Raw genomic sequence first — 24,438 nt, 5'->3', positions numbered from 1 at the left:
AGTTAACGTTCATCGCTGGGTTGAGTGGTGGAAACGGGCGCCCGGCTGGAGAGCAATGGCTCCGCCTTTGTCGCCGACGCTGGTTCGCTGCCGGGTTCAGAAGGAACCGCCGGAGAAGAGGCAGGCGCGCTCGATTGATGTTCGGCCGCCGCCGGCGTAGCGCCATCATGCGCATCATCAGGATTTTTAATCAGGGGATTATGAATGGTGTTCGCTTCATCATCAGCTTTCTCATTTTCACCCAAATAGGTGCGCTTCATGGATTCCGCTGATTGCCTGAGCTCCTCCATAGACGCTTTGAGCTCTGGTGAAAAGCTGTTCTTGCTGGCCTCTTCCACTTTTTTCAGGCTGTCCTGTAGCTCCTGAAGCTTCAGCTCCTGCGCCAGCTCGTTCTGAACGCTGGTCGCCATAGAGCGCAGCGCGCGTATCCACCCTGCAACGGTTTTAACCGCCACCGGCAGACGCTGAGGGCCCAGTACCACCAGCCCGATAACGAACACTAATACCAGTTCACTAAAGCCTATATCGAACACGGTTTACACCTTGTCGTTTTTAATGTCTTCTTTCTTCGCTTCTGCCTGCTGCTTATCAGCCAGTTTGGCATTAAAGTCAGCATCGTCAGCGCGGGGGGTTTTGTCTTTCTCGTTATCGTCACTCATCGCCTTCTTAAAGCCTTTGATTGACGAACCGAGGTCAGAACCTAACCCACGTAGTTTATTGGTGCCGAAAAGAAGAACAACAATCACGGCAATGATTAATAGTTGCCAGATACTGATACCGCCCATAATTAGCCTCTGATGCGTTGTAAAATCAATTTTGCAGTATATAACAGCAACGGGCGCGGTGACGATGTGCAGCCCACGCCAATTTACCTTTCATGACAATTAGCCTGTTTTGCGCCAGCCAATCAGCCAGGTGACGATGCCGCCAGCAACCATCGCGGCCGAAAAGAGATCCCACTCTGGCCGGGTCAACAACGTTGCCGTACCGGTCAGCAGCAGCGTTGCCCCAACGCCGAAAAGGTATCGCGACTGGTGATGTCTGACGCGTTCGGTTTTCAAATCGTGGGTGAGCTTGTCCACGCTGCGCTGCAAGTGCTTGTGCTGTCGCAGGCTGTCATAAAACAGCTCCGGCAGTTCCGGCAGTTTTTCCGCCCAGAACGGCGCTTTCTCTTTGAGCGCCCGCACAATAGCCGGAATGCCAATCTGATCTTTAATCCACTTTTCCAGGAAAGGCTTGGCCGTTTTCCACAGATCTAACTGCGGATAAAGCTGCCGCCCCACGCCTTCAACATAGAGCAATGTTTTCTGCAACAGCACGAGCTGCGGCTGAACTTCCATATTGAAGCGGCGTGCCGTATTGAACAGATTGAGCAGCACGTGCCCGAAGGAGATCTCCGCCAGCGGCTTCTCAAAAATAGGCTCGCAGACGGTGCGAATGGCGAATTCAAAATCTTCAACGTTGGTATCCGGCGGAACCCATCCGGAGTCAACATGTAGCTCGGCCACTTTGCGATAATCGCGATTAAAAAAGGCAATAAAATTTTCTGCCAGATAACGCTTATCTTCTTTATTGAGCGAGCCCACAATACCGCAGTCGATGCCAATATACTGTGGATCTTCCGGATGCTCATAGCTGACAAAGATGTTGCCAGGATGCATGTCCGCATGGAAGAAGCTGTCACGAAAAACCTGAGTGAAGAAAACCTGCACGCCGCGTTCAGCCAGCAGCTTCATATTCACGCCGTGCTGCTCAAGCGCAACCACGTCTGAAATAGGAATACCGTAAATGCGCTCCATGACAAGCATCGTTTCGCTACAGTAGTCGGAATAAATCTCCGGCACGTAGAGCATCTTGCTGTTATCGAAATTGCGACGTAGCTGAATGGCATTTGCCGCCTCGCGCAGCAAATTCAGTTCATCAATCAGCGTTTTTTCATAGTCCCTGACCACTTCCTGCGGGCGAAGCCGGCGCCCGTCCGGCAGCAAACGGGGCACCCAACGCGCCATGCGATGAATAAGCTTCATGTCGGCGACGATAACCGGCAGGATGTCCGGCCGGATAACTTTAATGACGACTTCTCTGCCGTTTTCCTTCAGCGTAGCGGTATGCACCTGGGCGATAGAGGCCGATGCCAGCGGCTTGATATCAAAATTGTCGAACAACGCTTCCACCGGCTTGCCGAGCGACAGCTCAATCTGCTGCTTCGCCAGTACGCCATCGAATGGCGCGACACGGTCCTGAAGCATCGCCAGTTGATCGGCGATATGGGGCGGAAAAAGATCGCGCCGCGTGGACATCATCTGACCAAACTTAATCCACACCGGGCCAAGCTGTTCCAGCGCAAGCCGCAGGCGCTCGCCAAGCGGCAACTGAGGATATCGGTTCGGCATCCAGAACAGGCTTTTACGCCACAGGCGAAGTGGAACGGTCAGACGCATTACGGGGATCCGCTCATCAAGCCCGTAGCTTAAAAAAACACGGATGATGAAATAGAGGCGGCGAATTTCTCCAAACGTCATTTAGCCTCCAGCGCATTGAGGCGAGCGTCCAGCGTTGACAACGCGCGCTCAACAGCATCCACTTCTTCAGCAAACCAGGCCATTTCAAGCGCGCCTGGCGCAACGCGCCACTCTTCGGTTAGCGCCTGGCCCAGATAGTCCTGCTTGCGATGCACGTCTCCGCGCACAAACTGCACACCGCGACGCCCCAACTGGCTTATGCCATGTGCGATAACGTCGCCGGTCCAGGGCGCCAGATACTCCGCCGGATCAAGTTCGGCCAGATCCAGCAGCGCAGAAAACTGTTGTACAACCTGGATATCACCCGTGACGTCGAGCTCGCCACTGCGGATCAGGCTGGTAAGCTGCTGACGATCCCGCAATTTTGGTAGCGTCGAGAGTCGGGTTTTCACCGTGCAATCGTGGACGTCGCCCCACTCGGTCAGCACATCAAGCTGTTTTTCGCTAAAAACAAAGGTTAGCGGCTGCCTGATTTCAGTCAGTTCAACACAGAGGCTTTTCCCCGCCAGTCGCTGACGTGCCACTTTCAGGCTACGATCGCGGTAAAGAATTTTATTCAGCGCCGTTTCCAGCCCCGCAGTTAACAGCGGCGTTAAGGTCATTCGCATTCCTGTTTAAAACTTAAACCCGCGGTGAAGCGCAACGATGCCGCCGGTAAGATTGTGGTAATGCGTATTTTCAAATCCCACATCGGCCATCATCTGTCGCAGTGTTTCCTGGTCCGGGTGCATACGGATGGATTCGGCAAGGTAACGATAGCTACCGGCATCTTTTGCCACCAGCTCGCCAATGCGCGGCAGTACGTGGAAAGAGTAGGCATCGTAGACTTTGTTTAATGGCTCAAGCAGCGGCTTGGAGAACTCCAGCACCAGCAGGCGTCCGCCGGGCTTCAGCACGCGAAACATTGAGGCCAGCGCCTTCTCTTTTTCAGTGACGTTACGCAGGCCAAAGGCGATAGTAATACAGTCGAAATAGTTATCCGGAAAAGGAAGCGCCTCAGCATTGGCCTGAACATAGCTCACGTTGCCAATAATGCCTTTATTACGCAGCTTTTCGCGCCCCACCTTTAACATCGAGCTGTTGATATCCGCCAGCACCACTTCGCCGGTTTCGCCAACAAGGCGCGAGAACTTAGCAGTCAGATCGCCCGTTCCGCCCGCCAGATCGAGCACGCGCTGCCCACGCCGTACGCCGCTACAGTCGATGGTAAAGCGCTTCCAGATGCGGTGAATACCAAACGACATCAAATCGTTCATCAGATCGTACTTGGCCGCCACGGAATGGAAAACGTCAGCCACCCTTTCGGCCTTATCGCTTTTCGCTACCGTCTGAAAGCCAAAATGCGTGGTGTCCTTTGATTCATCTGCCATTTGTTTTGCCTGCTCTGCAATCAATTATCTGCCAAGTGTACCAGAGTCATCCAGACCAGGCACGCGGCCAGGCGGCTTATTCGTTGACGCGCCCGGCAGTATCAGCGTCGTTGAGGAAATAGACATCGGATCTGTCTTCCTGCGCTTCATCACCGATATCAGTAGGGTGTTCAGGCGTTGCCTGAGCAACGATTTGCGGGTTAATTGGCCGCTTCACCTCAACGCCCATATGACGGAAGCTTTCCGTTTGCGCTATCAGATTGCCGCGCCCCTCTGAAAGCTTTTTCATCGCCTGACGATAGCTGCCCTGCGCTTTATCCAGGCTCTGCCCCACCGCAGACATGTCGTCGACAAAAAGGCGCATCTTGTCATAAAGCTTCGCTGCACGATCTGCGATCCGCTGCGCGTGACGGCTTTGATGTTCGTAACGCCACAGGTTAGTGATTGTTCTCAGCGCTACCAGCAGCGTTGTGGGGCTTACCAGCATGATGTTCTGGTTCAACGCCTCGTTAATCAGCTCCGGCTGACGGTCAATCGCCAGCAAAAATGCGGGCTCGATCGGGATAAACATCAACACATAATCCAGGGAACGTAAACCGGGCAATTGTTGATAATCTTTTCGACTGAGTAAGCGCAGATGGCTGCGAATCGAGGCAATATGCTCGCCGATGGCCGCTTCCCGTTGCACCTCGTCTTCACTGTTAAAATAGCGTTCGTAGGCCACCAGCGTCATTTTGGCGTCAATGACTACGTCTTTACCCTGAGGCAGCCGAACGATGACGTCAGGCTGCATCCGACCCTTCTGTTCAAGCTGAATATTCACCTGCGTTTCATACTCATGACCTTCGCGCAGTCCTGATGCCTCCAGTACTCTGCTGAGCACCACTTCGCCCCAGTTACCCTGCGTTTTATTATCGCCTTTCAACGCCTTAGTCAGGTTGATCGCCTCCTGCGCCATCTGCGCGTTCAGCTGTTGAAGGTTACGAATTTCGTGCGCAAGCGTATGACGTTCGCGGGCTTCCTGTCCGAAGCCGTCCTGAACCTGACGCCGAAACCCCTCCAGTTGTTCGCGCAGGGGCGCTATCAGGCCGTTCAGACTCTGCCGGTTCTGCTCATCGACGCGCCGCCCGCTGTTCTCGAAAATGCGGTTTGCCAGATTTTCAAACTGCGTATTCAGCCGCTGTTCACTGTTAACCAACAGGCGCTGTTTCTCTTCCGCAGCCAGACGCGTCTCTTCAAGACGGATCGCCAGCTCGCGAAGTTCGACCTCCTGCGCGCTGTTAATCTCAAGCTGGTTACGCAGTTCGCGAGTGAGCTGTTCGCTTTCGCCGCGCCAGTGATCGAGGTGATGCAGCTTTTCCTGTGCGGCCGCAAGCGCGCCATGCAGTTGCCTTAGCTCAATTTCACTCTGTTTCTGCGCCTGCTGGTGACCATCAAGCTGCTGTTCAAGCCTTTCACGCTCCTGACGCAACTGCTCAGCCGACTGCCTGAGTAGCTGGCGTTCGGTTTCGTGTCGCTGCTGGCCGCGAAACCAGGCAAGCAGCCAGCCCGCAATCAGGCCTGCAAGTCCGCAGCCAATGCCATAAATGAGTGTGGCGTCCACGCGCATTCTCCTTTCCTGTGCTCTCTTCGGGAAAAGGTAGAGGCGTACTGTATGAATGTCCACACAAAAGAGAGAATGTAACGCCAGCGGCGCTGATTTCATGCAGAATCTGGACGCGTCTCGTAAAACGGCTGGCGTGACGGGTTGAGCAGGGCCGAACGCTCTTCGGCCCCTGATGATTAGATTAAACGACGGGCGGCATCAACAACGATACGTACGGCATCGCTTTCTGTACGTTTCATCGTTTCTGCGTCAGGAATCTCCTGCTGGGTGCGATTAACGATAACGCCAGCAACCATCCCGGCACGTAACCCCTGACTGGCGCACATGGTGAGCAGCGTGGCCGATTCCATTTCATAGTTCAGCACGCCCATCTGCTGCCATTCCTTCATTGAATTCTGGAATCGGCTGACCACACGCCCCGAAAATGTATCGTAGCGTTCCTGGCCCGGATAGAAGGTATCGGAAGAGGCCGTGATACCGATGTGCGTGGTGGCACCCGCCGCTTTAGCGGCCTCAACCAGCGCGGTGGTGCAGGTAAAGTCCGCCACGGCCGGGAATTCAAGCGGTGCGAAGTGCTGGCTGGCGCCATCAAGCCGAACAGCGCCGGTGGTGACCAGCACGTCGCCAACGCTGATATCAGGCTGTATCGCGCCCGTAGTGCCCACGCGCAGGAAAGTACGCACGCCCAGCTGAGCCAGCTCCTCAACGGCAATTGACGTTGAAGGCCCGCCGATGCCCGTTGAGCAGACGATAACTGCTTTTCCGTCAATTTCCGCGCGCCAGGTGGTAAATTCACGATGGGAAGCGAGATGAACCGCATTATCCATCAGGGCGGCAATTTTCTTCACCCGCTCAGGATCGCCCGGCACAATCGCCAACGTCGCGCCCTGTAAATCGGACCGGGTTAACCCAAGGTGAAAAACGTCTGACTGAGCCATTTTCAAAACTCCTGCAACGAAAAGATAAGGGTAGCAAGCCGCTAAGATACGATAAAGCTGATAACCTTTATGTGAGTTACCTCACTCAGGAAATGAAAATGACAGCCTGATCTTTCGTAAATAGTGATTTTCATCACAATTTATTTTTTTGGCGCCTCCTTTTTTCCCTGTTTTGCGTAGCGTCTCGTATCCCTCACAAAAGCGCTTTCCGGCTCAAAGCCATTCCGGGCTATAGTTAGCTGATTGCATCCCTGCACGGAGAGGACAATGAAATCTGACGATAACACGACGCAAAAAAACACAGGGTTCGCTGCTGCTGTGTCACCCACGGCTTCAACCACAATTATTACCGATAATGCCGATATCCAGTCTGGTGAAACGTCCATCCCTACGCAGGGTGATAACATGCCTGCTTTCCACGCCAGACCGCGCGATGTAAAGGGGCCGCTGCCGGTGATTCTGGTCGTTCAGGAAATTTTCGGCGTGCATGAGCATATCCGTGATATCTGTCGCCGTCTGGCGGCGGAAGGGTACCTTGCCGTTGCGCCTGAGCTCTATTTCAGACAGGGCGATCCTGCTGAATATACTGATGTTTCAACGTTGTTGAGTGAGCTGGTCAGTAAGGTTCCGGACACGCAGGTACTGGCCGATCTTGACCATGTGGCTAACTGGGCCTCACGCAACGATGGCGACATTCGCAATATGGCCATTACCGGCTTTTGCTGGGGCGGCAGGATCGTCTGGCTCTATGCCGCACATAATCCGCAGTTGAAAGCAGGCGTGGCCTGGTACGGAAAACTGGCGGGTGAAAAAACGCTGAAGCAGCAGAAGCATCCGGTTGATACGGCGGTCGATATGAATGCGCCCGTATTGGGCCTGTATGGCGGCCAGGACAATGGCATTCCGCAGGAGAGCGTTGAAACCATGCGCCAGGCGTTGCGTGCGGCAAACTCAAAATCGGAAATCGTGGTCTATCCCGAGGCAGGCCATGCATTTAATGCTGATTATCGTCCGAGCTATCACGAGCCATCGGCTAAAGACGGCTGGCAGCGAATGCTGACGTGGTTCCGCCAGTACGGCGTGAAATAAAAAAGGGCGCACAGCGCGCCCAAACTCGTACAACACAGCACAAGAGATCAGGCTTCTGCTTTACGCAGGTTCTGCGCCGCCTTCACCATATTCGCCAGCGCCTGCCGCGTTTCCGTCCAGCCGCGCGTCTTGAGGCCGCAGTCCGGGTTAACCCACAGGCGCTCTGTAGGAATACGCTGCGCGGCTTTAAGCAACAGCGCTTCAATGCTTTCCACATTTGGCACATTTGGCGAGTGAATATCGTAAACGCCCGGGCCAATTTCGTTTGGATAGTCAAACACTTCAAACGATTCAAGCAGTTCCATATCCGAGCGTGACGTTTCAATAGTGATCACATCCGCATCCAGCGCTGCAATGGAATCCATGATGTCATTGAACTCGCAATAACACATGTGGGTGTGGATCTGCGTATCATCCTGCGCCACGGCGGCATTGAGGCGGAAGGCTTCGACGCCCCATGCCAGATAGGCTGCCCAGTCCGACTGACGCAGCGGCAGACCTTCGCGCAGCGCGGGTTCGTCAATCTGAATGATGCCGATGCCCGCTTTTTCCAGATCTTCCACTTCATCACGCAGCGCCAGGGCGATCTGTTTAGCGATGGTTTCACGCGAAACATCTTCACGCGGGAAGGACCAGCAAAGGATGGTCACCGGACCGGTCAACATGCCTTTTACCGGCTTGTCGGTCAGTGACTGCGCGTACTTCGCCCACTCAACGGTAATGGCTTCAGGACGGCTGACGTCGCCGATAATGACCGGGGGCTTAACGCAGCGTGAACCGTAGCTCTGCACCCAGCCATTCTGCGTAAAGGCAAAACCATCAAGGTTCTCGCCAAAGTATTCAACCATGTCATTACGTTCGGCTTCGCCATGTACCAGCACGTCCAGCCCTAAACGCTCCTGCTCCACAATGGCCTGCTTAATGTGTTCAGCAATGCCGGTGCGGTAGTGGCTGCCGTCCAGGCGCCCCTTTTTGAAGTCCAGGCGCAGGCCGCGGATCTCAGTGGTCTGTGGGAAGGAGCCGATAGTGGTGGTCGGCCAGGCCGGCAGGTTAAAACGCTGACGCTGAGCCTCGGCGCGAACCGGATAGCTGCTGTTGCGCTGGCTGTCATGCGCGTTAATCGCCGCCAGACGTTTGCCCACCGCCGCATTGTGCACGCGGGATGATTCACGACGGGCGCGAATCGGTGCGCTCCAGGCATCCAGCGACTGTGGATCGTTATTGTTCAGCGCCTGACTGAGTAGCGACAATTCACTACATTTTTGCAGTGCGAAAGCGAACCAGCTTTTCACTTCCTCATCGAGACGGGTTTCGACGCTCAGGTCGATTGGGCTGTGCAACAGTGAACAGGAACTGCCGATCCAGAGCTGCTGACGTTTGCCGATCAGCGGCTGAAGACGCGTAAACCAGCTGCTGAGATCGGCACGCCAGACGTTACGTCCGTTGATCACGCCAACGGAGAGCAGCCAGTCGGTCGGCAGTTTTTCATTCAGTTCAACGATATCATCTTTACCATGCACCAGATCCACATGGAGTCCCTGCACCGGCAGCCCGCGAATGGTATCCAGGTTAGTGCCTGCGCTTTCGAAATAGGTGGTGAGCAGCAGTTTGCTGTCTCCCTGCAATGCGTCATACGCTGGCCGGAAAGCATCCAGCCACGCCTGCGGCAGCTCAAGCACCAGCGCAGGCTCATCAATTTGCACCCACTCAATGCCGCGCGTTGCCAGCTCTGCCAGTAGCTGTTGATAAACCGGCAGGATCTCGTTGAGCAGGCTCAGGCGGTCAAACTGCTCGCCCTTCACTTTGCCCAGCCATAAATACGTAACCGGGCCTAACAGAACAGGTTTCACCTTGTGACCGAGCGCCAGCGCTTCATCCACCTCGTCCAGAATTTGCGTCCAGGTCAGTGAAAACTGCTGCCCTTTGGTGAATTCCGGCACCATGTAGTGATAGTTAGTGTTAAACCATTTGGTCATTTCTGCGGCGGCGGCTGGCTCGCCGGTTGGCGCACGGCCGCGTCCGATGCGGAACAGCGTGTCCAGATCGACAGAGCCATCTTCGTTTTGATGGCGGGCGGGAACGTTGCCCAGCAGCAGGCTGGTAGTCAGCACGTGATCGTACCAGGCGAAGTCGCCAACCGGCAGCAAATCCACCCCCGCGTCCTTCTGCTGTTGCCAGTGGCGAGCGCGCAGCTCGCGGCCGGTCGCCAGCAGGGCTTCCTGCGAACTGTTGCCCGCCCAGTAACTTTCTTGTGCTTTTTTCAGTTCGCGGCGCAGGCCGACGCGAGGGAATCCGAGTGTATGGTTCAGAATAGTCATCAGTGCTTACCTCAGTTACCGCCCGTTGTCGTGGCAATCAGGCTTTTAGACGTCCAGATGTTTACACATCTATAATCCGCAGGTACTGTACTAACCACAAGCGCAAATTGTTCATTGTCGATGTGAAGGACTCTCATGATCGAATTCAAGCACCTGCGAACGCTACAGGCGTTACGAACTACCGGTTCCCTGGCCGCCGCCGCCGCGCAGCTTCATCAAACGCAGTCGGCGTTATCACATCAGTTCAGCGATCTGGAGCAACGTCTGGGCTTTCGCCTGTTTGTACGTAAAAGCCAGCCGCTGCGCTTCACGCCGCAGGGTGAAATACTGTTACAACTGGCCGAGCAGGTGCTGCCGCAAATCCAGCAGGCGCTTCAGGCCTGCCATGAGCCGCATCAAACCACGCTGCGTATCGCTATCGAATGCCATAGCTGCATTCAGTGGCTGACGCCGGCGCTGAACAATTTCCGTCAGAGCTGGCCGCAGGTGGTGATGGATTTTAAATCCGGCGTTACCTTCGATCCGCAGCCTGCGCTTCAGCAGGGCGAACTGGATATTGTGCTGACCTCCGATATTCTGCCGCGCAGCGGCCTGTTTTACTCGCCAATGTTTGATTTCGAAGTGAGGCTGGTGCTGGCGCCGGATCATCCGCTGGCCCGCGCCGATAAGATTTCACCGGAAGATCTGGCGAATGAAGTGCTGATGATCTATCCGGTACAGCGCCAGCGGCTGGATATCTGGCGGCACTTCCTGCAACCGGCGGGCGTCAGTCCCGCGCTGAAAAGCGTGGACAATACATTGCTGCTGATCCAGATGGTGTCTGCCGGAATGGGCGTCGCCGCCCTGCCGCACTGGGTGGTGGAAAGCTTTGAAAATCAGGGGCTGGTGGTTACAAAAACGCCGGGCGAAGGTCTGTGGAGCCGTTTGTATGCCGCTGTGCGCGACGGCGAACAGCGGCAGCCGGTTCTGGACGCGTTTATCCGTTCGGCGCGGCAGCACGCCTGCGAACATCTGCCACGGGTGCGCGATGCGTCTCTTTCCGGCGCGCTCCTGCCGCAAAGCCAAACCTGACCGCAGCGCGTCGGCGGTTTTCCTGTTTATCAACGCATTTGTCTTTATAATGCCCGGATGACCACCATTATCTGACGGGTAAACATGACAAACAACGATGTGCTGCGCAGCGTGCGCTATATGCTTGATCTGAGCGATGCTCAGATAGTAAAGATCCTTGCGCTGGCAGAAAGCCAGGTTGAAGAAGCGGAAGTGCACAGCTTTTTGAAGAAAGATGACGATCCGGCTTTCAGAGCCTGCCCGGACGTGATCATGGGCTATTTCCTGAACGGCCTGATTTTTCAGCGTCGCGGCAAAAGCGAGGACGCGCCTGCGCCGTCCATCGAACGCAAAATGACCAACAATATCATGATGAAAAAACTGCGCGTGGCCTTCGATCTGAAAACTACGGATATCATCGACATTCTGAAGCAGGTTGATTTTGCGGTGGGCCCGGCAGAGATCGGGGCCATTTTCCGTAAACCGGGCCACAAAAACTATCGCGAATGCGGCGATCAGATTTTACGTAATTTCCTCAAAGGATTAACGAAAAGAGTGCGTCCTGCCGTTTCATAATTCTCTCTATATCAGGTGGTGAAATACCACCTGATATATAATTTCAAATGCATTTAAAAATCGAATAATTTCTAATTATTCGTTTCCTCATGCACACTGCTAAATTAATATTTGACTCCGACAATGTCAGAATTTAACCTCTCGAACGAGGTATTTAGCCTCTTAATGAAATTAATGAGTAATAAAAGGATTTTAATATGAGAGAATTAAAAAGTACTGAAATTGAAGCGGTAAATGGCGCAGGTAAAATTCAGGATTCCCTGAGTGATGCTATTGGATCATTTTTCGGAAATATTTTTGAAAGCTTCAAGCCTGCGGCAGAACTGGGGTATACCAAAGAAGATTTCACTGGCGTTGGTAAAGACCTGGGTAATCGTGTTGGCTCATTTGTCGAAAATATTTTCGGTGGCATTGTAGATAAAATTAACGAATGGATTAAATAATATTCGTTATTTTTCGGGAAATAACTGTTTATTTCCCGATTTTATTAAACGTCTGCTTTTATTTTATTACCCACCGTCGATGCACCCACAACGAAGCGCATATTACCGCGCCGCCAATCAGAAAACTTGTCCAGTGCGGCTGCTGCTGCCAGATGGCTAAATTAACCAGAAGACCAGCAGGCACATGCATATTATTCATGATCCCCAATGTCCCGGCATCAACCTGCGTGGCGCCGTAATTCCACATAAAATAGCCCAGCCCGGAAGCCACCACGCCCAGCCAGAGCAGAATGCCCCACTGAAGCGAGGTGGTAGGCAGTTTGTTCGGATTGCCCCACAGAAACCACGCCACCACCGCCACCAGCGCAGCACCCAGATAGAACCAGGAAAAAGCGGTGTGCTGCGGCATGGGCCTCGTCTCCTGCAACCGCTTGTAACCAACCATACCCACGGCAAAACAGATATTTGCTAACTGGACCAGCAGCAGGCCAAACCAGAAGTTATCGCTCACTCTGTCGTAGCGAATGATCGCGGCACCTACTACCGCCAGCAGCGCGCTGGCAGCGTAGCCCAAACGCACGCCACGCCCGCGCAGCAGATCGTAAATCAACGTGATATAGAGCGGCGTCAGTACGGTAAACAGCAGCAGTTCCGAGACGCTGAGATACAGATAAGCCTCGAAACTGATTAAATACATGATGCCAAGCTGGAGCGCGCCCACGGCCATATAGAGCATCAGCGTCGATGGACGATAGCCTCTGGCGCGCAGAAAAGGCAGAAATACCGCCGCCGCCAGCAGCAGTCGCACCAGTACGGAAAAAACGCTGTCCACCTGCCCGGCGAGATAGACGCCAATGAGGCTGAAAGAAAATGCCCACAAAACTGTGGTGACAATCAGTAATGTCACAATGAAGAACCTGCCAGTGAAAAGTGGCGACAGAGTAGCAAAAACCGGCAAATGGCAGAGAACTATTTCGTTGACAAGTGCGCAAACTATAACCTCTCCTGATTTTCTTTTGAGAACATAAACGCGCAGAAGCGAAAAAAGGAGCTTTTACGATTGCGTTTAATAGTGATAAATCTCACATTCTCATGGCTGAGAAGTGAAATATTTTCGTGAAATACGACACACAAACGATCGCTCTGTCATAAATCTGTAACAATTGCGCTCTTCTTCACGGATTCTTTGTTTCTTCTCACTTATTCTGCGCGCGAAATGGAACATTTCATTTCATCTTCACCTGTTTTCTGGCGCGCCGCAGGGCGCATAAAAATAAAACACTATCGTGCCATTGGAGGCCACATGCTCAGTATTTTCAAGCCAGCGGCACATCAGCCGCGCGTCGACGACGGCCGAGTAGATCCGCTCTACCGCAAACTGCGTTGGCAAATCTTCCTGGGGATATTTTTCGGTTACGCTGCCTACTATCTGGTGCGTAAAAACTTTGCGCTGGCTATGCCCTATCTGGTCGAACAGGGCTTCTCGCGCGGCGATCTCGGTTTTGCGCTTTCCGGCATTTCCATCGCCTACGGTTTTTCTAAATTCATTATGGGCTCGGTTTCTGACCGTTCAAACCCACGCGTGTTTCTGCCCGCCGGTCTGATCCTGGCCGGTGCTGTCATGCTGTTTATGGGCTTTGTGCCCTGGGCCACGTCGAGCATTATGGTGATGTTCGTGCTGCTGTTTCTCTGCGGCTGGTTTCAGGGGATGGGCTGGCCGCCCTGCGGACGCACCATGGTCCACTGGTGGTCGCAGAAAGAGCGCGGCGGCATCGTTTCCGTCTGGAACTGTGCGCATAACGTCGGCGGGGGTTTACCTCCGCTACTGTTTCTGCTCGGCATGGCGTGGTTTAACGACTGGAAAGCCGCGCTCTATATGCCGGCTTTCGGCGCGATTCTGGTTGCGCTGATTGCCTTCGCCCTGATGCGCGATACGCCGCAATCCTGCGGTTTGCCGCCCATTGAAGAGTATAAAAATGACTACCCGCCGGACTACGATGAAAAACACGAAGAAGAGCTGACAGCGAAGCAGATCTTCATGCAGTACGTTCTGCCTAACAAGCTGCTGTGGTACATCGCGCTGGCTAACGTGTTCGTTTATCTGCTGCGCTACGGCATTCTTGACTGGTCGCCCACCTATTTAAAAGAGGCGAAGCACTTCGCGCTGGATAAATCGTCCTGGGCTTACTTCCTGTATGAGTATGCCGGCATTCCGGGCACGCTGCTGTGCGGCTGGATGTCGGATAAAGTCTTTAAGGGCAACCGTGGCGCAACCGGCGTGTTCTTTATGGTGCTGGTGACCATCGCAACGGTGGTTTACTGGATGAACCCCGCCGGAAATCCGAATATTGATATGGCTTGTATGATTGTTATCGGCTTTCTGATTTACGGCCCGGTAATGCTGATTGGCCTGCATGCACTGGAACTGGCGCCCAAAAAAGCAGCGGGCACCGCGGCTGGTTTTACCGGCCTGTTTGGCTATCTGGGCGGTTCGGTCGCGGCCAGCGCCGTGGTAGGTTACACCGTCGATGCGTATGGCTGGGATGGCGGATTCATACTGATGATTGGCGGCGGCGTCATGGCGGTTATCCTGCTGATCATGACAATGCTCAGTGAAAACAAGCACAAGCAGCACATCAGTCAGATGAAATAAATAAGGGGAAGTCTATGAAGTTAGCCATGTTAGTGACCGCATTGTTGATCGGTACTTCAGCGGGCGCGCTGGCCGCGCAGGAAAAAATTGTTATCGCTCATCGCGGCGCAAGCGGGTATTTACCTGAGCATTCACTTCCCGCCAAGGCGATGGCCTTCGCGCAGGGAGCGGATTTCCTCGAACAGGATCTGGTGATGACCAGAGACGACCGGCTGGTTGTGCTTCACGATCACTACCTCGATCGCGTCACTGACGTGGCGGAACGCTATCCCGACCGCGCCCGCAAAGATGGTCGCTTTTATGCCATTGACTTCACGCTGGCGGAAATCAAAGGCCTTAAGTTTACCGAAGGCTTCACCGTAAAAGACGGCAAAAAAGTGCAAACTTTCCCTGGTCGTTTCCCTATGGGTAAGTCCGACTTTCGCGTTCATACCTTTGAAGAGGAAATCGAGTTTATTCAGGGGCTGAACCACTCTACGGGCAAAAATATCGGCATTTATACCGAGATCAAAGCGCCGTGGTTTCACCGTCAGGAAGGCAAGGATATCTCTGCGAAGGTACTGGATGTACTGAAGCGCTATGGCTACAGCGGCAAAAGCGATAATGTCTGGTTGCAGTGTTTCGACTACAACGAGCTGAAGCGGATCAAAACGGAACTGGAGCCGAAAAGAGGAATGGATCTGAGGCTGGTACAGCTCATCACCGATACCGACTCAAAAGAGACGCAGGAGCAGAAAAACGGCAAATGGGTCAACTACAGCTACGACTGGATGTTCAAACCCGGCGCGATGAAAACCATCGCGCAGTACGCCGACGGCATCGGCCCGGACTATCACATGCTGATTGCGCCTGGCTCGACAAAAGCGAGAATCCGTCTGACGGATATGGTTCAGGAAGCGCATCAGAACAAGATGGTGGTGCATCCCTATACCGTTCGCGCCGACCAGCTACCGCCCTGGGCTGACAACGTCGATCGCGTCTATGACGTGCTCTATAACCAGGCGCAGGTAGACGGCCTGTTCACCGATTTCCCGGACAAGGCCGTGCGCTTTCTTCATCACTAAACGCATTCCGCCCTCGACTGAGGGCGGAATTTTACACGTTATAAAGCTTGCGCAGGTAAACCGGCACCGCGTTGTCGGCATTAGGCCCGATGACCTCCAGATCCGGCAGGAGATCCTTCAGGCGCTGATGAGAATTACTCATGATGCAGCCTTTGCCCGCCATGGTCAGCATCTCTTTATCATTCATGCCGTCGCCAAACGAAATGCACTCTTTCAGCGAAAAGCCCAGCGTCCGGGAAACCGCATCCAGCGCGTGCCCTTTTGAGACGCCGCCCGCCATCACTTCCAGGCAGGTTGGCAGCGAGAAGCTGACGTTGACGCGATCGCCCCAGCGTGCGATCAGCGCTTCCTCCAGCGGGATCAGAAGTTCAGGTATCGCGCAGGTGAAGAACACTTTGCTGATGCCGTCCGCAGGCAGCGATCCCGGCTGATAAACCTGATAGTTGAAATTTGATTCGCGGAAAAAATCCAGCTCTTCCGGCCGCTGTCGGTTCAGGAACCACTCTTCATCACGATAGATATTGGTAAAAATGTCCTGATGACTGTGATGCAAAGCGAACAGCTCTTCGGCGATGTCTTCGTCCAGGTTATGGCTGAACACCAGTTCGCCCGCGGTGTTATGCACGCGCGCGCCGTTCGAGGTGATCATAAAGGCGTCAATGCCGAGGCTGTCGCGCATTTGACCGACATCGATATAGTGCCGTCCGGTAGCGAAAACAAAATGCACGCCTTTCTGCGTCAGTAGCTGAAGCGTCTCGCGCGCGAAGGGCGACAGGCGGTGATCCGGGGTAAGCAGGGTGCCATCAAGGTCGGAAGCAACAATAGGGTACATAATTCCTCTGATTAATCGGTTGTCGGACAAGTGTCTGAATGACGTGTCTCTGAGTGGTGCAAATCAGTTATGCCGGGCAAAAAAATCGACGATGGCATGTAACGCTTCGGCACGCATGCTGTCTTTTTCGAACAAGATCTCATGACGCGCACCGCTGATCACCTGCGGTTTACCGCCCTCACAGGGCTGACCTGCGGCGGCCATTGTCTGGCAAAACAGATCCTGTGCGCGGTTGTCCACAACCTTGTCTGCGCCAGCCTGCAACAGCAGTAACGGCGTGGAGATCGCCGTTGCCTTACTGAGAATGTTCAGCCCTGCCTGCATCCCTTCACGAACCCAGTGGTAGGTGGGGCCGCCAACCCGAAGCGCGGGATCGTCAGCGTAAAAACGCAGGTTGCGGCGGTAACGTTCGTGGCTGTGAGTCAACATATTGATGCCAAATGGATGCGCCCGCCATCGGCCGGTTCCTAACGCATAGCCGTCACGCAGGGCCGGACGCGCTTCCGTCCAGTTAAGAATGCGGTTCGCCATCCACACCGGCATTGGCAAAAAAATACCAAACATCGGCGAGGCAAGCACCACGGCATCGAACGCTGTCGGCTGACGCGCGATCATCAGCGCCAGAATGGCCCCGCCCATCGAATGCGCCAGTGCGAAGCGGCGACGATAGTGCCGGCTCACAATCTCTTTCAGATAGAGCGTCTCCAGATCGTCAACATAGTGTTCAAAATTCTCGACGTGCCCGCGATGGGAGTCCTGCAACAGCCGTTCTGATCGCCCCTGGCCGCGATGATCAATAATGATCACGTCGTATCCGCAGTGAAACAGATCGTAAGCCACTTCGGGATACTTCACGTAGCTCTCAATGCGACCGGGACAAAGTAAAATAACCTTGTCATGTTGCGGAGAAATGAAGCGCACGTAGCGGATCGTCACGTTTTCAACACCCGTGAACTCATCTTCTTCGCGCCGCCGCCAGAAATCCAGCAGCGGACCGGTGGCAAATGCGGCAAACGCTTTTTCCCGCGATGTCCAGCCGTCAGCGGTATTCCTCATCGGCTTTCCTTTATCCGCTCTGTCGTCATTACGTGGCGCACCTTTTGACAATAGCGTATTGTGTCATACTTCTGCGCTGTGAGGGAACGTTACGAATGACCGTCGAATGGTGGCTCACCTACCTTCTTACCACCTCGATTTTGAGCCTCTCACCCGGCTCCGGGGCAATCAATACCATGAGCACCGGCATCAGCCACGGCTATCGCGGCGCGCTTGCTTCCATCGCAGGGCTTCAGGTCGGACTTTCGCTGCATATTGCGCTGGTCGGCATTGGCCTGGGGGCGCTTTTTGCACAATCTGCGCTGGCCTTTGACGTGCTGAAATGGGCCGGCGCCGCCTGGCTGGTCTGGCTTGGCATTCAGCAGTGGCGCGCCAGCGGCGGCCTGGATTTGCAGGCGGTGGCGCAGGTGATACCGCGTCGCAAGCTGTTTAAACGCGCGGTGCTGGTAAATCTGACCAACCCTAAAAGTATTGTCTTTCTTGCCGCGCTGTTTCCGCAGTTCATTATTCCGCATCAGCCCCAGGCGATGCAGTATCTGGTACTGGGCGTGACCACCGTTGTCATCGATATCATTGTCATGATTGGTTACGCTACGCTGGCAACGCGCATCGCGGCATGGGTGAAAGGGCCGCGTCAGATGAAACTGCTGAACCGTATTTTTGGCGGCATGTTTGTCGCGGTTGGCGCGCTGCTGGCTTCAGCGCGCCGTATTGCCTAGCGGGAAAGCAGCAGGTGAATGCCGAAACCGGCGAAAAGCGCACCCGCCACGCCGTCAATCCACTTCGCCAGGCGTTGATAGCCCTGGCGCATTTTTGGCAGCGCGAAAAGGCTGACCACCAGACTGAACCAGATAAACGTCTCAACAACGATCAGTAAAAACAGCCCCCAGCGCGCCCCGGCGCTGACGTCATCACCGACAAAAAGTGAGAACACGCTGCCGAAATAGACCACGGCTTTTGGGTTCGACAGGTTGGTTAACAATCCTTTAATAAAGCTGTGGTCTCGCTTTTGCAGCACGACCGGCTCCGCCGCAGGCGCGGCGGACTGGCGGTGCTGATTGCGTGCGGAGCGCAACAGCTGAAAGCCCATCCACAGGAGATAAAGGCCGCCGCCAATCATAATCACCTGGTGCAGCCAGGCCATTTTTTGCAGGATCAGATGCAGCCCCATCAGCGCCACGCCCGCCCAGACGGCCACGCCCAACGTGATCCCCAACGTGCCGAACATGGCCTCTTTCCGCGAGCGGCTGGCCGCCGTTTGTGAGATAAAAAAGAAGTCCGGGCCGGGGCTCATCAGCGCAACAAAGTGCACGGCGGCAACGGTGATAAACAACATCAGCATAGCGTGATCTCCTGTTGTGAGAGCTGAATGGCGCTACTCCTCGCCATCGACGTGATCTTTAATCATCATCAGAAACGGCTTACCAAAACGTTCCAGCTTCCGCTGCCCGACACCGCTCACGCCCAGCATTTCTGAAGCGGTGAGCGGCATCTGCTCCGCCATTTCGATCAGCGTGGCATCGTTGAACACCACATAAGGCGGAATATTCTCTTCATCGGCAATCGCCTTGCGCAATTTGCGCAGCTTGGCGAACAGCTTGCGATCGTAATTGCCGCCAAAGGATTTTTGACCTGACTGACGCGGTTTGATGCTGACCAGACGCGGCACCGCCAGCATCAGCGGCGCCTCACCGCGCAGAATCGGGCGCGCCGCCTCGGTAAGCTGAAGCGCCGAGTGCATAGCGATATTTTGCGTCACCAGGCCCAGATGGATGAGCTGACGCAGCACGCTGACCCAATGCTCGTTGGTCTGGTCGCGTCCGATGCCGTAAACCGGCAGCTTGTCGTGTTCCAGCTCGCGTATGCGCTGGTTGTTCGCGCCGCGCAATACTTCCACCACGTAACCCATACCGAAGCGCTGCCCGACGCGATAAATGCCCGACAGCGCTTTTTGCGCTTCAACCAGGCCGTCATAGCGGCGCGGCGGATCGAGGCAGATATCGCAGTTATCGCAGGGCTGCTGTCGCCCTTCACCAAAATAGTTAAGCAATACCAGGCGGCGACAGGTTTGCGCTTCGGCGAAAGCGCCCATTGCATTCAGCTTGTGGCGTTCAATATCCTGTAGTGGCCCCGGCGCTTTCTCTTCAAGACAGCGACGCAGCCACGCCATATCGGCGGGATCGTAAAGCATCAGCGCTTCCGCCGGCAGACCATCGCGTCCGGCGCGTCCGGTTTCCTGATAGTAAGACTCAATATTGCGCGGAATATCGAAGTGCACCACAAAACGCACGTTTGGCTTGTTGATGCCCATGCCAAAAGCGACGGTGGCAACCACGATTTGCAGGTCGTCGCGCTGAAAGGCCTCCTGCACCTGCCCGCGGTGGGCACTGTCCATGCCCGCATGATAGGCGCCCACGCTCAGGCCGCGGCTTTGCAGACGAGCGGCGGTATCTTCAACCTTGGCCCGGCTGTTGCAATAAATAATGCCGCACTTGCCGCGCTGATCCTGCACGTAGCGGATCAGTTGCTCAGTCGGTTTAAATTTCTCCACCAGCGTGTAGCGAATGTTGGGACGATCGAAGCTGCTAAGCTGGATAAGCGGATCGTCAAGCTGAAGCAGACGAACGATATCATTACGGGTGGTTTCATCGGCGGTGGCGGTAAGCGCCATCACAGGTACGTCGGGCAGGCGCTGTCGCAACTGGCCCAGCGCGCCATATTCAGGACGGAAATCGTGCCCCCACTGCGAGATGCAGTGCGCTTCATCAACCGCCAGCATCGCCGGGCGCCAGTGGCTCAGGCTGTCGAGAAAGTTATCCATCATCAGCCGTTCAGGGGCGATGTAGAGCAGCTTCACGCTGCCGTCGCGGCATCCGGCCATCACCGTCTGCTGCTCTTCGCGCGTCTGCGTAGAATTCAGGCAGGCCGCCGCGACGCCGTACGCCAGCAGTTGATCCACCTGATCCTTCATCAGCGAGATAAGCGGCGACACTACCAGCGTCAGTCCCTCAAGCACCAGCGCGGGGATTTGATAGCAAAGCGATTTGCCACCGCCGGTCGGCATCACCACCAGGCAATCGCGCCCTTTCAGCGCAGCCTGAATAATGCTTTGCTGGCCGGGGCGAAACTGCGGATAGCCGAACGTATCTTGCAGGATCTGTTGCGCCAGCGCTTCCCGATCAATTACTACAGCCGTAGACACATATTCCCCAAATCTGATGATCGGCGGGCCGCCGGAGCGTGGCCCGTCGAGAAAAACGTTAAAACAGATCGTTCAACATGACGCCAACGCCGACGCGCGTCTGGCGATGGTTATAGTCAATCAGCGATTCACCATAGCCGCTAAATACCTGCGTATAAAAACGCACGTGATCGGTCATTGGGTAGCTCCAGCCCAGTTCCGCGCCGCCGTAACCGCTGTTCCAGTTATAGTTGCTCTTGACGCTGAAAACGCTTTCGCCCAGTTGATAGCCAACCGTCAGACGATAATACCCCATGTATTTGGTGATATCAGGATTGTCGTCGTCATTTGCGCTTTCGGAGAAACGTATCCAGGGTTTTGCTTCCACCATCCAGTTGCCGTTTTGCGCCATCAGACGAGCGTACGCGCGGTTCCAACTGCGTGAAGTGGGTTCCGAACGACCGTTTGACTGATGATTGAGGCCCACTTCAACGTCGCGCAGCGTCCAGCCAGCAAAAGAGTAGTCGGTGGCCCAGCCGAGGAAAATTTGCGGCTGGTAATCGGTCTCACGAAACGGCGACGAACCGCCGCGGTTGGAGAGCTGCCACCACGAACCCTGAGTATAGGATGCGCCCAGCACCGAGTTGTCACCCAAAATGCCACGCCAGAGAGGAAACGCCAGACTTAACTGAAATTTGACCTCATCGTGCCGTGCTTCGTCCGCCCAGCTATAGGAATCGATAGCTTTCTTATTAATGTTGCTGGTATCGGTATACAGAAGATAGTTGCTTTCATAAGGGTAAAGCAAAAACGGATTATCGTGCTTTTCCAACAGGTTAGCAATAATACTGCCGTGCACGGCGGGCCGATCGTGAATCTCGGTGACCGTAGCTTCTTTTGCCAGCACTAACGAGGGAAACAGGATCGCGGCGGTCAGCAACCCTTTCAGCATTGACATAATTTTCTCCAGAAATGAGACGCAAATTGAGTAAAAAGCACGCCATTCTACACGCAAATATCCGGGGGCATTAGCGCTGTTTTTGTAAAGTGGAAAGCAATCGATGCGCAACCTAAAATAGCCAGTCTGTTACCTTGTGCTTTTGTGCACGCTCTCGTAAAGGAATTTTTTCATGACCGCTGCTGTCCCGTTGGATCAGGAAGCCGCCCGCCGTCTGATCGGCAACATTTTTATTTACGACATGCCGTTTAATCGCGCGCTGGGATTGACGCTCGATCGTCTGGAGGCGGACTACGCCGAGGTCAGTTTTGCCAATCAGACGCAGCTGGTGGGTAACGCGGCGCAGAAAATCCTGCACGGCGGCGTGATCGCCTCCGTGCTTGATGTGGCGGCAGGCCTGATTTGCGTTCACAGCGTGTTGACGCGTCAGGACGGCATTACCGAAGCGGCGCTGCGAGAGCGGCTTTCACGAATGGGCACCATCGATTTACGCGTGGACTATCTGCGCCCCGGACGCGGCGATCGTTTCATCGCCAGCAGTAGCCTGCTGCGCGCGGGCAACAAAGTGGCGGTGGCGCGTGTTGAATTGCACAACGACGCAGGCGTTTATATTGCCAGCGCAACGGCCACCTATCTGGTAGGCTGATCGGGTATTTTCTCACAATCTGATGGAGTAACATTACATGGATGCACAGCAAACGCGTCAGGGCGTGCTTTTTGCTCTCGGTGCTTATTTTATCTGGGGCATCGCGCCCGCCTACTTCAAGCTGATTAAACAGGTTTCGCCGGATGAGATCATGACGCATCGGGTGATCTGGTCGTTCTTCTTTATGCTGCTGCTGGTGAGCGTCACCCGCCACTGGGCGAACGTAAAAATCATTCTCCGCCAGCCGAAAAAAGTGCTGCTGCTGGCCGCATCCGCCACGGTGATTTGCAGCAACTGGCTGCTGTTTATCTGGGCAGTGAACAACGATCATATGCTGGAAGCGAGTCTCGGCTACTTTATCAACCCGCTGTTTAACGTGCTGGTTGGGATGCTGTTTCTCGGCGAGCGTTTCCGCCGGTTACAGTGGTTTGCGGTCGCGCTGGCGGCCTGCGGCGTGATTATTCAGCTATGGAAGTTTGGTTCGGTGCCGGTTATCGCGCTGGGGCTGGCGGTAACCTTCTCTTTTTACGGTCTGGTGCGAAAGAAAATTGGCGTGGACGCGCAGACCGGCATGCTGATTGAAACCAGCTGGCTGCTGCCGGTGGCGGCAATCTATCTGTTCGGCGTTGCTGACAGCAGCACCAGCCATCTGAGCCAGAACGCGCTCTCTCTGAATCTGCTGCTGGTGGCGGCAGGTATCGTGACCACCATTCCGCTGATGCTCTTTACCGCCGCCTGTTCGCGGCTGCGCCTCTCAACGGTGGGCTTCTTTCAATACCTTGGCCCAACGCTAATGTTTTTGCTGGCGGTGGTGTTTTACGGCGAACGCATCACGCCGGATAAGGCCGTTACCTTCGGTTTCATCTGGGTGGCGCTGGCCGTTTTCATCTTTGATGCGGTTTGGGCGCTGCGCCGCAGGGAACCGCATCAAAAACCCCGCGAAAGCGGGGCAGAAGGTTGACCATCACCCTTCTCTTTACAGCCAGTTTTTACGCTTAAAGTAGGCGTAAGGCGCCAGCCCGGCAAGGATCATCAGGCCAATCGCGGCCGGATAGCCAAAGCTCCACTTCAGCTCAGGCATAAACTCAAAGTTCATGCCGTAGCTGGAGGCCACCAGCGTTGGCGGCAGGAAGACCACGGACACAACCGAGAAGATTTTAATGATGCGGTTCTGCTCGATATTGATAAAGCCCATCGCCGCCTGCATCAGGAAGTTAACCTTCTGAAACAGTGATTCATTGTGCGGAAGCAGGGACTCGATATCGCGCAGGATCTCCCGTGCCTGCTCAAGCTGATTGCCCGGCAGGCGCGCTTTACGCACCAGGAAATTCAGCGCGCGTTGGGTATCCATCAGACATAAACGCACCTTCCAGCCGATATCTTCCAGTTCAGCCAGCGTGGAGAGCGCGGAGTCAAACTCATCGCCCTGCTGCCCTTCCATAATGACGCGACTCAGCTTTTCCAGGTCACTGTAGATATTTTCAATTTCGTCCGCTAACTGTTCGATTTTGGTTTCAAACAGATCGAGCAGCAGTTCGTAGGCGTTGCCGTCGGCCAGGACCTGGCTACGGGCGCGCATGCGGTAGAGGCGAAAAGCGGGCAGTTCGCGCTCGCGCAGCGTATAGAGGCGACCTTCACGAATGGTAAACGCCACCGTGGAGTTGCCAGCGTGATCGTCTGCATCTTCATAAAAGAAAAAGGAGTGGATATGCAGGCCGTCTTCGTCTTCAAAAAAACGCGCCGACGCTTCGATGTCTTCCAGCTCGGGACGGGTTGCCAGGCTCTGGCCCAGTTCGCTCTGCACGCGGTCGCGCTCGTCTTCTTCGGGTTCGATAAGATCGACCCAAACGGAGTTCACGAGCTTGTCGCTGGGATCGTCCAGTTCAAGGCGGGTTAAGCGGCTGTGATCCAGTTTAAATGCGCTCAGCATAGCTGTACTCCCAATTGGTCAATAACAAAAGGGACGAAGCCTGAACACGGCGTGTCGGTTACATCTGACTCGATGCGACAGAATGCGGGTCGCCAACAACCACGAAGGCTATCGGCAAGGAGGGATAGCCTTAGGAGTTGTACCTGGAATCCAGGTAAGTGAGCCAGTATCGACTGGGTGTGTCCAAGGCGTATGTCCTCTGAAGG

The 24,438-nt window shown here is 54.8% G+C and carries 25 protein-coding genes; 9 read left to right on the top strand and 16 right to left on the bottom strand.

Annotation, left to right across the window (positions count from 1 at the left end; translation table 11 throughout):
• Positions 1 to 2: 2 nt before the first annotated feature.
• The 7 genes from tatB to udp form a co-directional block, all read right to left on the bottom strand.
• Entirely contained in the window at positions 3 to 533 is a 531-nt protein-coding gene (tatB, locus tag FA91_RS19920) for a Sec-independent protein translocase protein TatB (RefSeq protein ID WP_034918693.1), read from the bottom strand.
• 3 nt (positions 534 to 536) lie between these two features.
• Positions 537 to 785: a twin-arginine translocase TatA/TatE family subunit gene (tatA, locus tag FA91_RS19915; RefSeq protein WP_034918691.1), complete on the bottom strand. Its 249-nt coding sequence runs from the start codon at positions 783 to 785 to the stop codon at positions 537 to 539.
• 99 nt (positions 786 to 884) lie between these two features.
• Positions 885 to 2,522, bottom strand: a complete 1,638-nt coding sequence (gene ubiB, locus FA91_RS19910; RefSeq protein ID WP_034918688.1) for a ubiquinone biosynthesis regulatory protein kinase UbiB — start codon at positions 2,520 to 2,522, stop codon at positions 885 to 887.
• Positions 2,519 to 3,124 carry an SCP2 domain-containing protein gene (locus FA91_RS19905; RefSeq protein ID WP_034918686.1) on the bottom strand — a complete coding sequence of 202 codons (606 nt, stop codon included), beginning with the start codon at positions 3,122 to 3,124 and terminating at the stop codon, positions 2,519 to 2,521. Before FA91_RS19905 ends, ubiB begins: the two co-directional genes overlap by 4 nt.
• A 12-nt stretch (positions 3,125 to 3,136) precedes the next feature.
• Complete coding sequence (gene ubiE / locus FA91_RS19900; RefSeq protein WP_034918685.1) at positions 3,137 to 3,892, bottom strand: bifunctional demethylmenaquinone methyltransferase/2-methoxy-6-polyprenyl-1,4-benzoquinol methylase UbiE; 756 nt, start codon at positions 3,890 to 3,892, stop codon at positions 3,137 to 3,139.
• Positions 3,893 to 3,968: 76 nt separating this feature from the next.
• Positions 3,969 to 5,495, bottom strand: a complete 1,527-nt coding sequence (gene rmuC / locus FA91_RS19895; RefSeq protein ID WP_034919606.1) for a DNA recombination protein RmuC — start codon at positions 5,493 to 5,495, stop codon at positions 3,969 to 3,971.
• Between the two features lie 179 nt (positions 5,496 to 5,674).
• The gene (gene udp / locus FA91_RS19890; protein ID WP_034918682.1) at positions 5,675 to 6,436 is read right to left on the bottom strand and encodes a uridine phosphorylase; all 762 of its coding nucleotides are present in this window, start codon (positions 6,434 to 6,436) and stop codon (positions 5,675 to 5,677) included.
• A 267-nt stretch (positions 6,437 to 6,703) separates the two neighbouring features.
• Here udp and FA91_RS19885 point away from each other — a divergent pair, with 267 nt between their 5' ends.
• Entirely contained in the window at positions 6,704 to 7,525 is an 822-nt protein-coding gene (locus tag FA91_RS19885; RefSeq protein ID WP_034918679.1) for a dienelactone hydrolase family protein, read from the top strand.
• Between the two features lie 47 nt (positions 7,526 to 7,572).
• Here FA91_RS19885 and metE read toward each other — a convergent pair whose 3' ends face one another.
• Positions 7,573 to 9,843, bottom strand: a complete 2,271-nt coding sequence (gene metE, locus FA91_RS19880) for a 5-methyltetrahydropteroyltriglutamate--homocysteine S-methyltransferase (protein ID WP_034918678.1) — start codon at positions 9,841 to 9,843, stop codon at positions 7,573 to 7,575.
• Between the two features lie 135 nt (positions 9,844 to 9,978).
• On the opposite strand from metE, the gene metR reads away from it, so the two are divergent.
• The 3 genes from metR (at position 9,979) to FA91_RS19865 (ending at position 11,912) form a co-directional block, all read left to right on the top strand.
• Positions 9,979 to 10,914, top strand: coding sequence for an HTH-type transcriptional regulator MetR (gene metR, locus FA91_RS19875; protein ID WP_034918677.1), 936 nt, complete (start codon positions 9,979 to 9,981; stop codon positions 10,912 to 10,914).
• 84 nt (positions 10,915 to 10,998) lie between these two features.
• A complete protein-coding gene (locus tag FA91_RS19870) occupies positions 10,999 to 11,469 on the top strand; it encodes a DUF1456 family protein (protein WP_034918674.1) in 471 nt (156 codons plus the stop codon).
• Positions 11,470 to 11,666: 197 nt separating this feature from the next.
• A complete protein-coding gene (locus FA91_RS19865; RefSeq protein ID WP_034918670.1) occupies positions 11,667 to 11,912 on the top strand; it encodes a hypothetical protein in 246 nt (81 codons plus the stop codon).
• 58 nt (positions 11,913 to 11,970) lie between these two features.
• On the opposite strand, the gene FA91_RS19860 is transcribed toward FA91_RS19865, so the two are convergent.
• Positions 11,971 to 12,819, bottom strand: coding sequence for a carboxylate/amino acid/amine transporter (locus FA91_RS19860; RefSeq protein WP_034918667.1), 849 nt, complete (start codon positions 12,817 to 12,819; stop codon positions 11,971 to 11,973).
• 396 nt (positions 12,820 to 13,215) lie between these two features.
• Here FA91_RS19860 and glpT point away from each other — a divergent pair, with 396 nt between their 5' ends.
• Both glpT and glpQ read left to right on the top strand, forming a co-directional pair.
• Positions 13,216 to 14,565 carry a glycerol-3-phosphate transporter gene (gene glpT / locus FA91_RS19855; RefSeq protein WP_034919603.1) on the top strand — a complete coding sequence of 450 codons (1,350 nt, stop codon included), beginning with the start codon at positions 13,216 to 13,218 and terminating at the stop codon, positions 14,563 to 14,565.
• Between the two features lie 14 nt (positions 14,566 to 14,579).
• The gene (gene glpQ, locus FA91_RS19850) at positions 14,580 to 15,629 is read left to right on the top strand and encodes a glycerophosphodiester phosphodiesterase (RefSeq protein WP_034918664.1); all 1,050 of its coding nucleotides are present in this window, start codon (positions 14,580 to 14,582) and stop codon (positions 15,627 to 15,629) included.
• 31 nt (positions 15,630 to 15,660) lie between these two features.
• Here the strand turns inward: glpQ and yigL are convergent, their stop codons facing one another.
• Together yigL and pldB are read right to left on the bottom strand one after the other, a co-directional pair.
• The gene (gene yigL / locus FA91_RS19845; protein WP_034918663.1) at positions 15,661 to 16,461 is read right to left on the bottom strand and encodes a sugar/pyridoxal phosphate phosphatase YigL; all 801 of its coding nucleotides are present in this window, start codon (positions 16,459 to 16,461) and stop codon (positions 15,661 to 15,663) included.
• 63 nt (positions 16,462 to 16,524) lie between these two features.
• Entirely contained in the window at positions 16,525 to 17,517 is a 993-nt protein-coding gene (gene pldB / locus FA91_RS19840) for a lysophospholipase L2 (RefSeq protein ID WP_034918660.1), read from the bottom strand.
• 95 nt (positions 17,518 to 17,612) lie between these two features.
• On the opposite strand from pldB, the gene rhtB reads away from it, so the two are divergent.
• Positions 17,613 to 18,236, top strand: coding sequence for a homoserine/homoserine lactone efflux protein (rhtB, locus tag FA91_RS19835; RefSeq protein ID WP_034918658.1), 624 nt, complete (start codon positions 17,613 to 17,615; stop codon positions 18,234 to 18,236).
• On the opposite strand, the gene rhtC is transcribed toward rhtB, so the two are convergent.
• The 3 genes from rhtC to pldA are packed head-to-tail and all read right to left on the bottom strand — an operon-like array spanning position 18,233 to position 21,656.
• Positions 18,233 to 18,859 carry a threonine export protein RhtC gene (rhtC, locus tag FA91_RS19830; RefSeq protein ID WP_034918655.1) on the bottom strand — a complete coding sequence of 209 codons (627 nt, stop codon included), beginning with the start codon at positions 18,857 to 18,859 and terminating at the stop codon, positions 18,233 to 18,235. The two genes, rhtB and rhtC, sit on opposite strands and share 4 nt — an antisense overlap.
• Before the next feature lie 33 nt (positions 18,860 to 18,892).
• Positions 18,893 to 20,719, bottom strand: coding sequence for an ATP-dependent DNA helicase RecQ (gene recQ, locus FA91_RS19825; protein ID WP_034918654.1), 1,827 nt, complete (start codon positions 20,717 to 20,719; stop codon positions 18,893 to 18,895).
• A gap of 58 nt (positions 20,720 to 20,777) precedes the next feature.
• Positions 20,778 to 21,656, bottom strand: a complete 879-nt coding sequence (gene pldA / locus FA91_RS19820; protein WP_034918652.1) for a phospholipase A — start codon at positions 21,654 to 21,656, stop codon at positions 20,778 to 20,780.
• Positions 21,657 to 21,828: 172 nt separating this feature from the next.
• Here pldA and FA91_RS19815 point away from each other — a divergent pair, with 172 nt between their 5' ends.
• Together FA91_RS19815 and rarD are read left to right on the top strand one after the other, a co-directional pair.
• Positions 21,829 to 22,302 carry a thioesterase family protein gene (locus tag FA91_RS19815; protein WP_034918650.1) on the top strand — a complete coding sequence of 158 codons (474 nt, stop codon included), beginning with the start codon at positions 21,829 to 21,831 and terminating at the stop codon, positions 22,300 to 22,302.
• Between the two features lie 37 nt (positions 22,303 to 22,339).
• Positions 22,340 to 23,263, top strand: coding sequence for an EamA family transporter RarD (gene rarD / locus FA91_RS19810; protein ID WP_051937351.1), 924 nt, complete (start codon positions 22,340 to 22,342; stop codon positions 23,261 to 23,263).
• A gap of 15 nt (positions 23,264 to 23,278) precedes the next feature.
• On the opposite strand, the gene corA is transcribed toward rarD, so the two are convergent.
• The gene (gene corA, locus FA91_RS19805) at positions 23,279 to 24,232 is read right to left on the bottom strand and encodes a magnesium/cobalt transporter CorA (RefSeq protein WP_034918648.1); all 954 of its coding nucleotides are present in this window, start codon (positions 24,230 to 24,232) and stop codon (positions 23,279 to 23,281) included.
• Between the two features lie 130 nt (positions 24,233 to 24,362).
• Positions 24,363 to 24,419 (bottom strand): YsgD/CorL family protein, encoded by a 57-nt coding sequence (gene ysgD, locus FA91_RS21410; protein ID WP_231566816.1) that lies wholly within the window; start codon positions 24,417 to 24,419, stop codon positions 24,363 to 24,365.
• Between the last annotated feature and the right edge of the window lie 19 nt (positions 24,420 to 24,438).

Source organism: Erwinia sp. 9145, assembly GCF_000745075.1.
In the GTDB taxonomy this organism is placed as follows: domain Bacteria; phylum Pseudomonadota; class Gammaproteobacteria; order Enterobacterales; family Enterobacteriaceae; genus Erwinia; species Erwinia oleae.
Note: the sequence above shows the minus strand (reverse complement) of the source record. Positions and strands in the feature narration are given on the sequence as shown.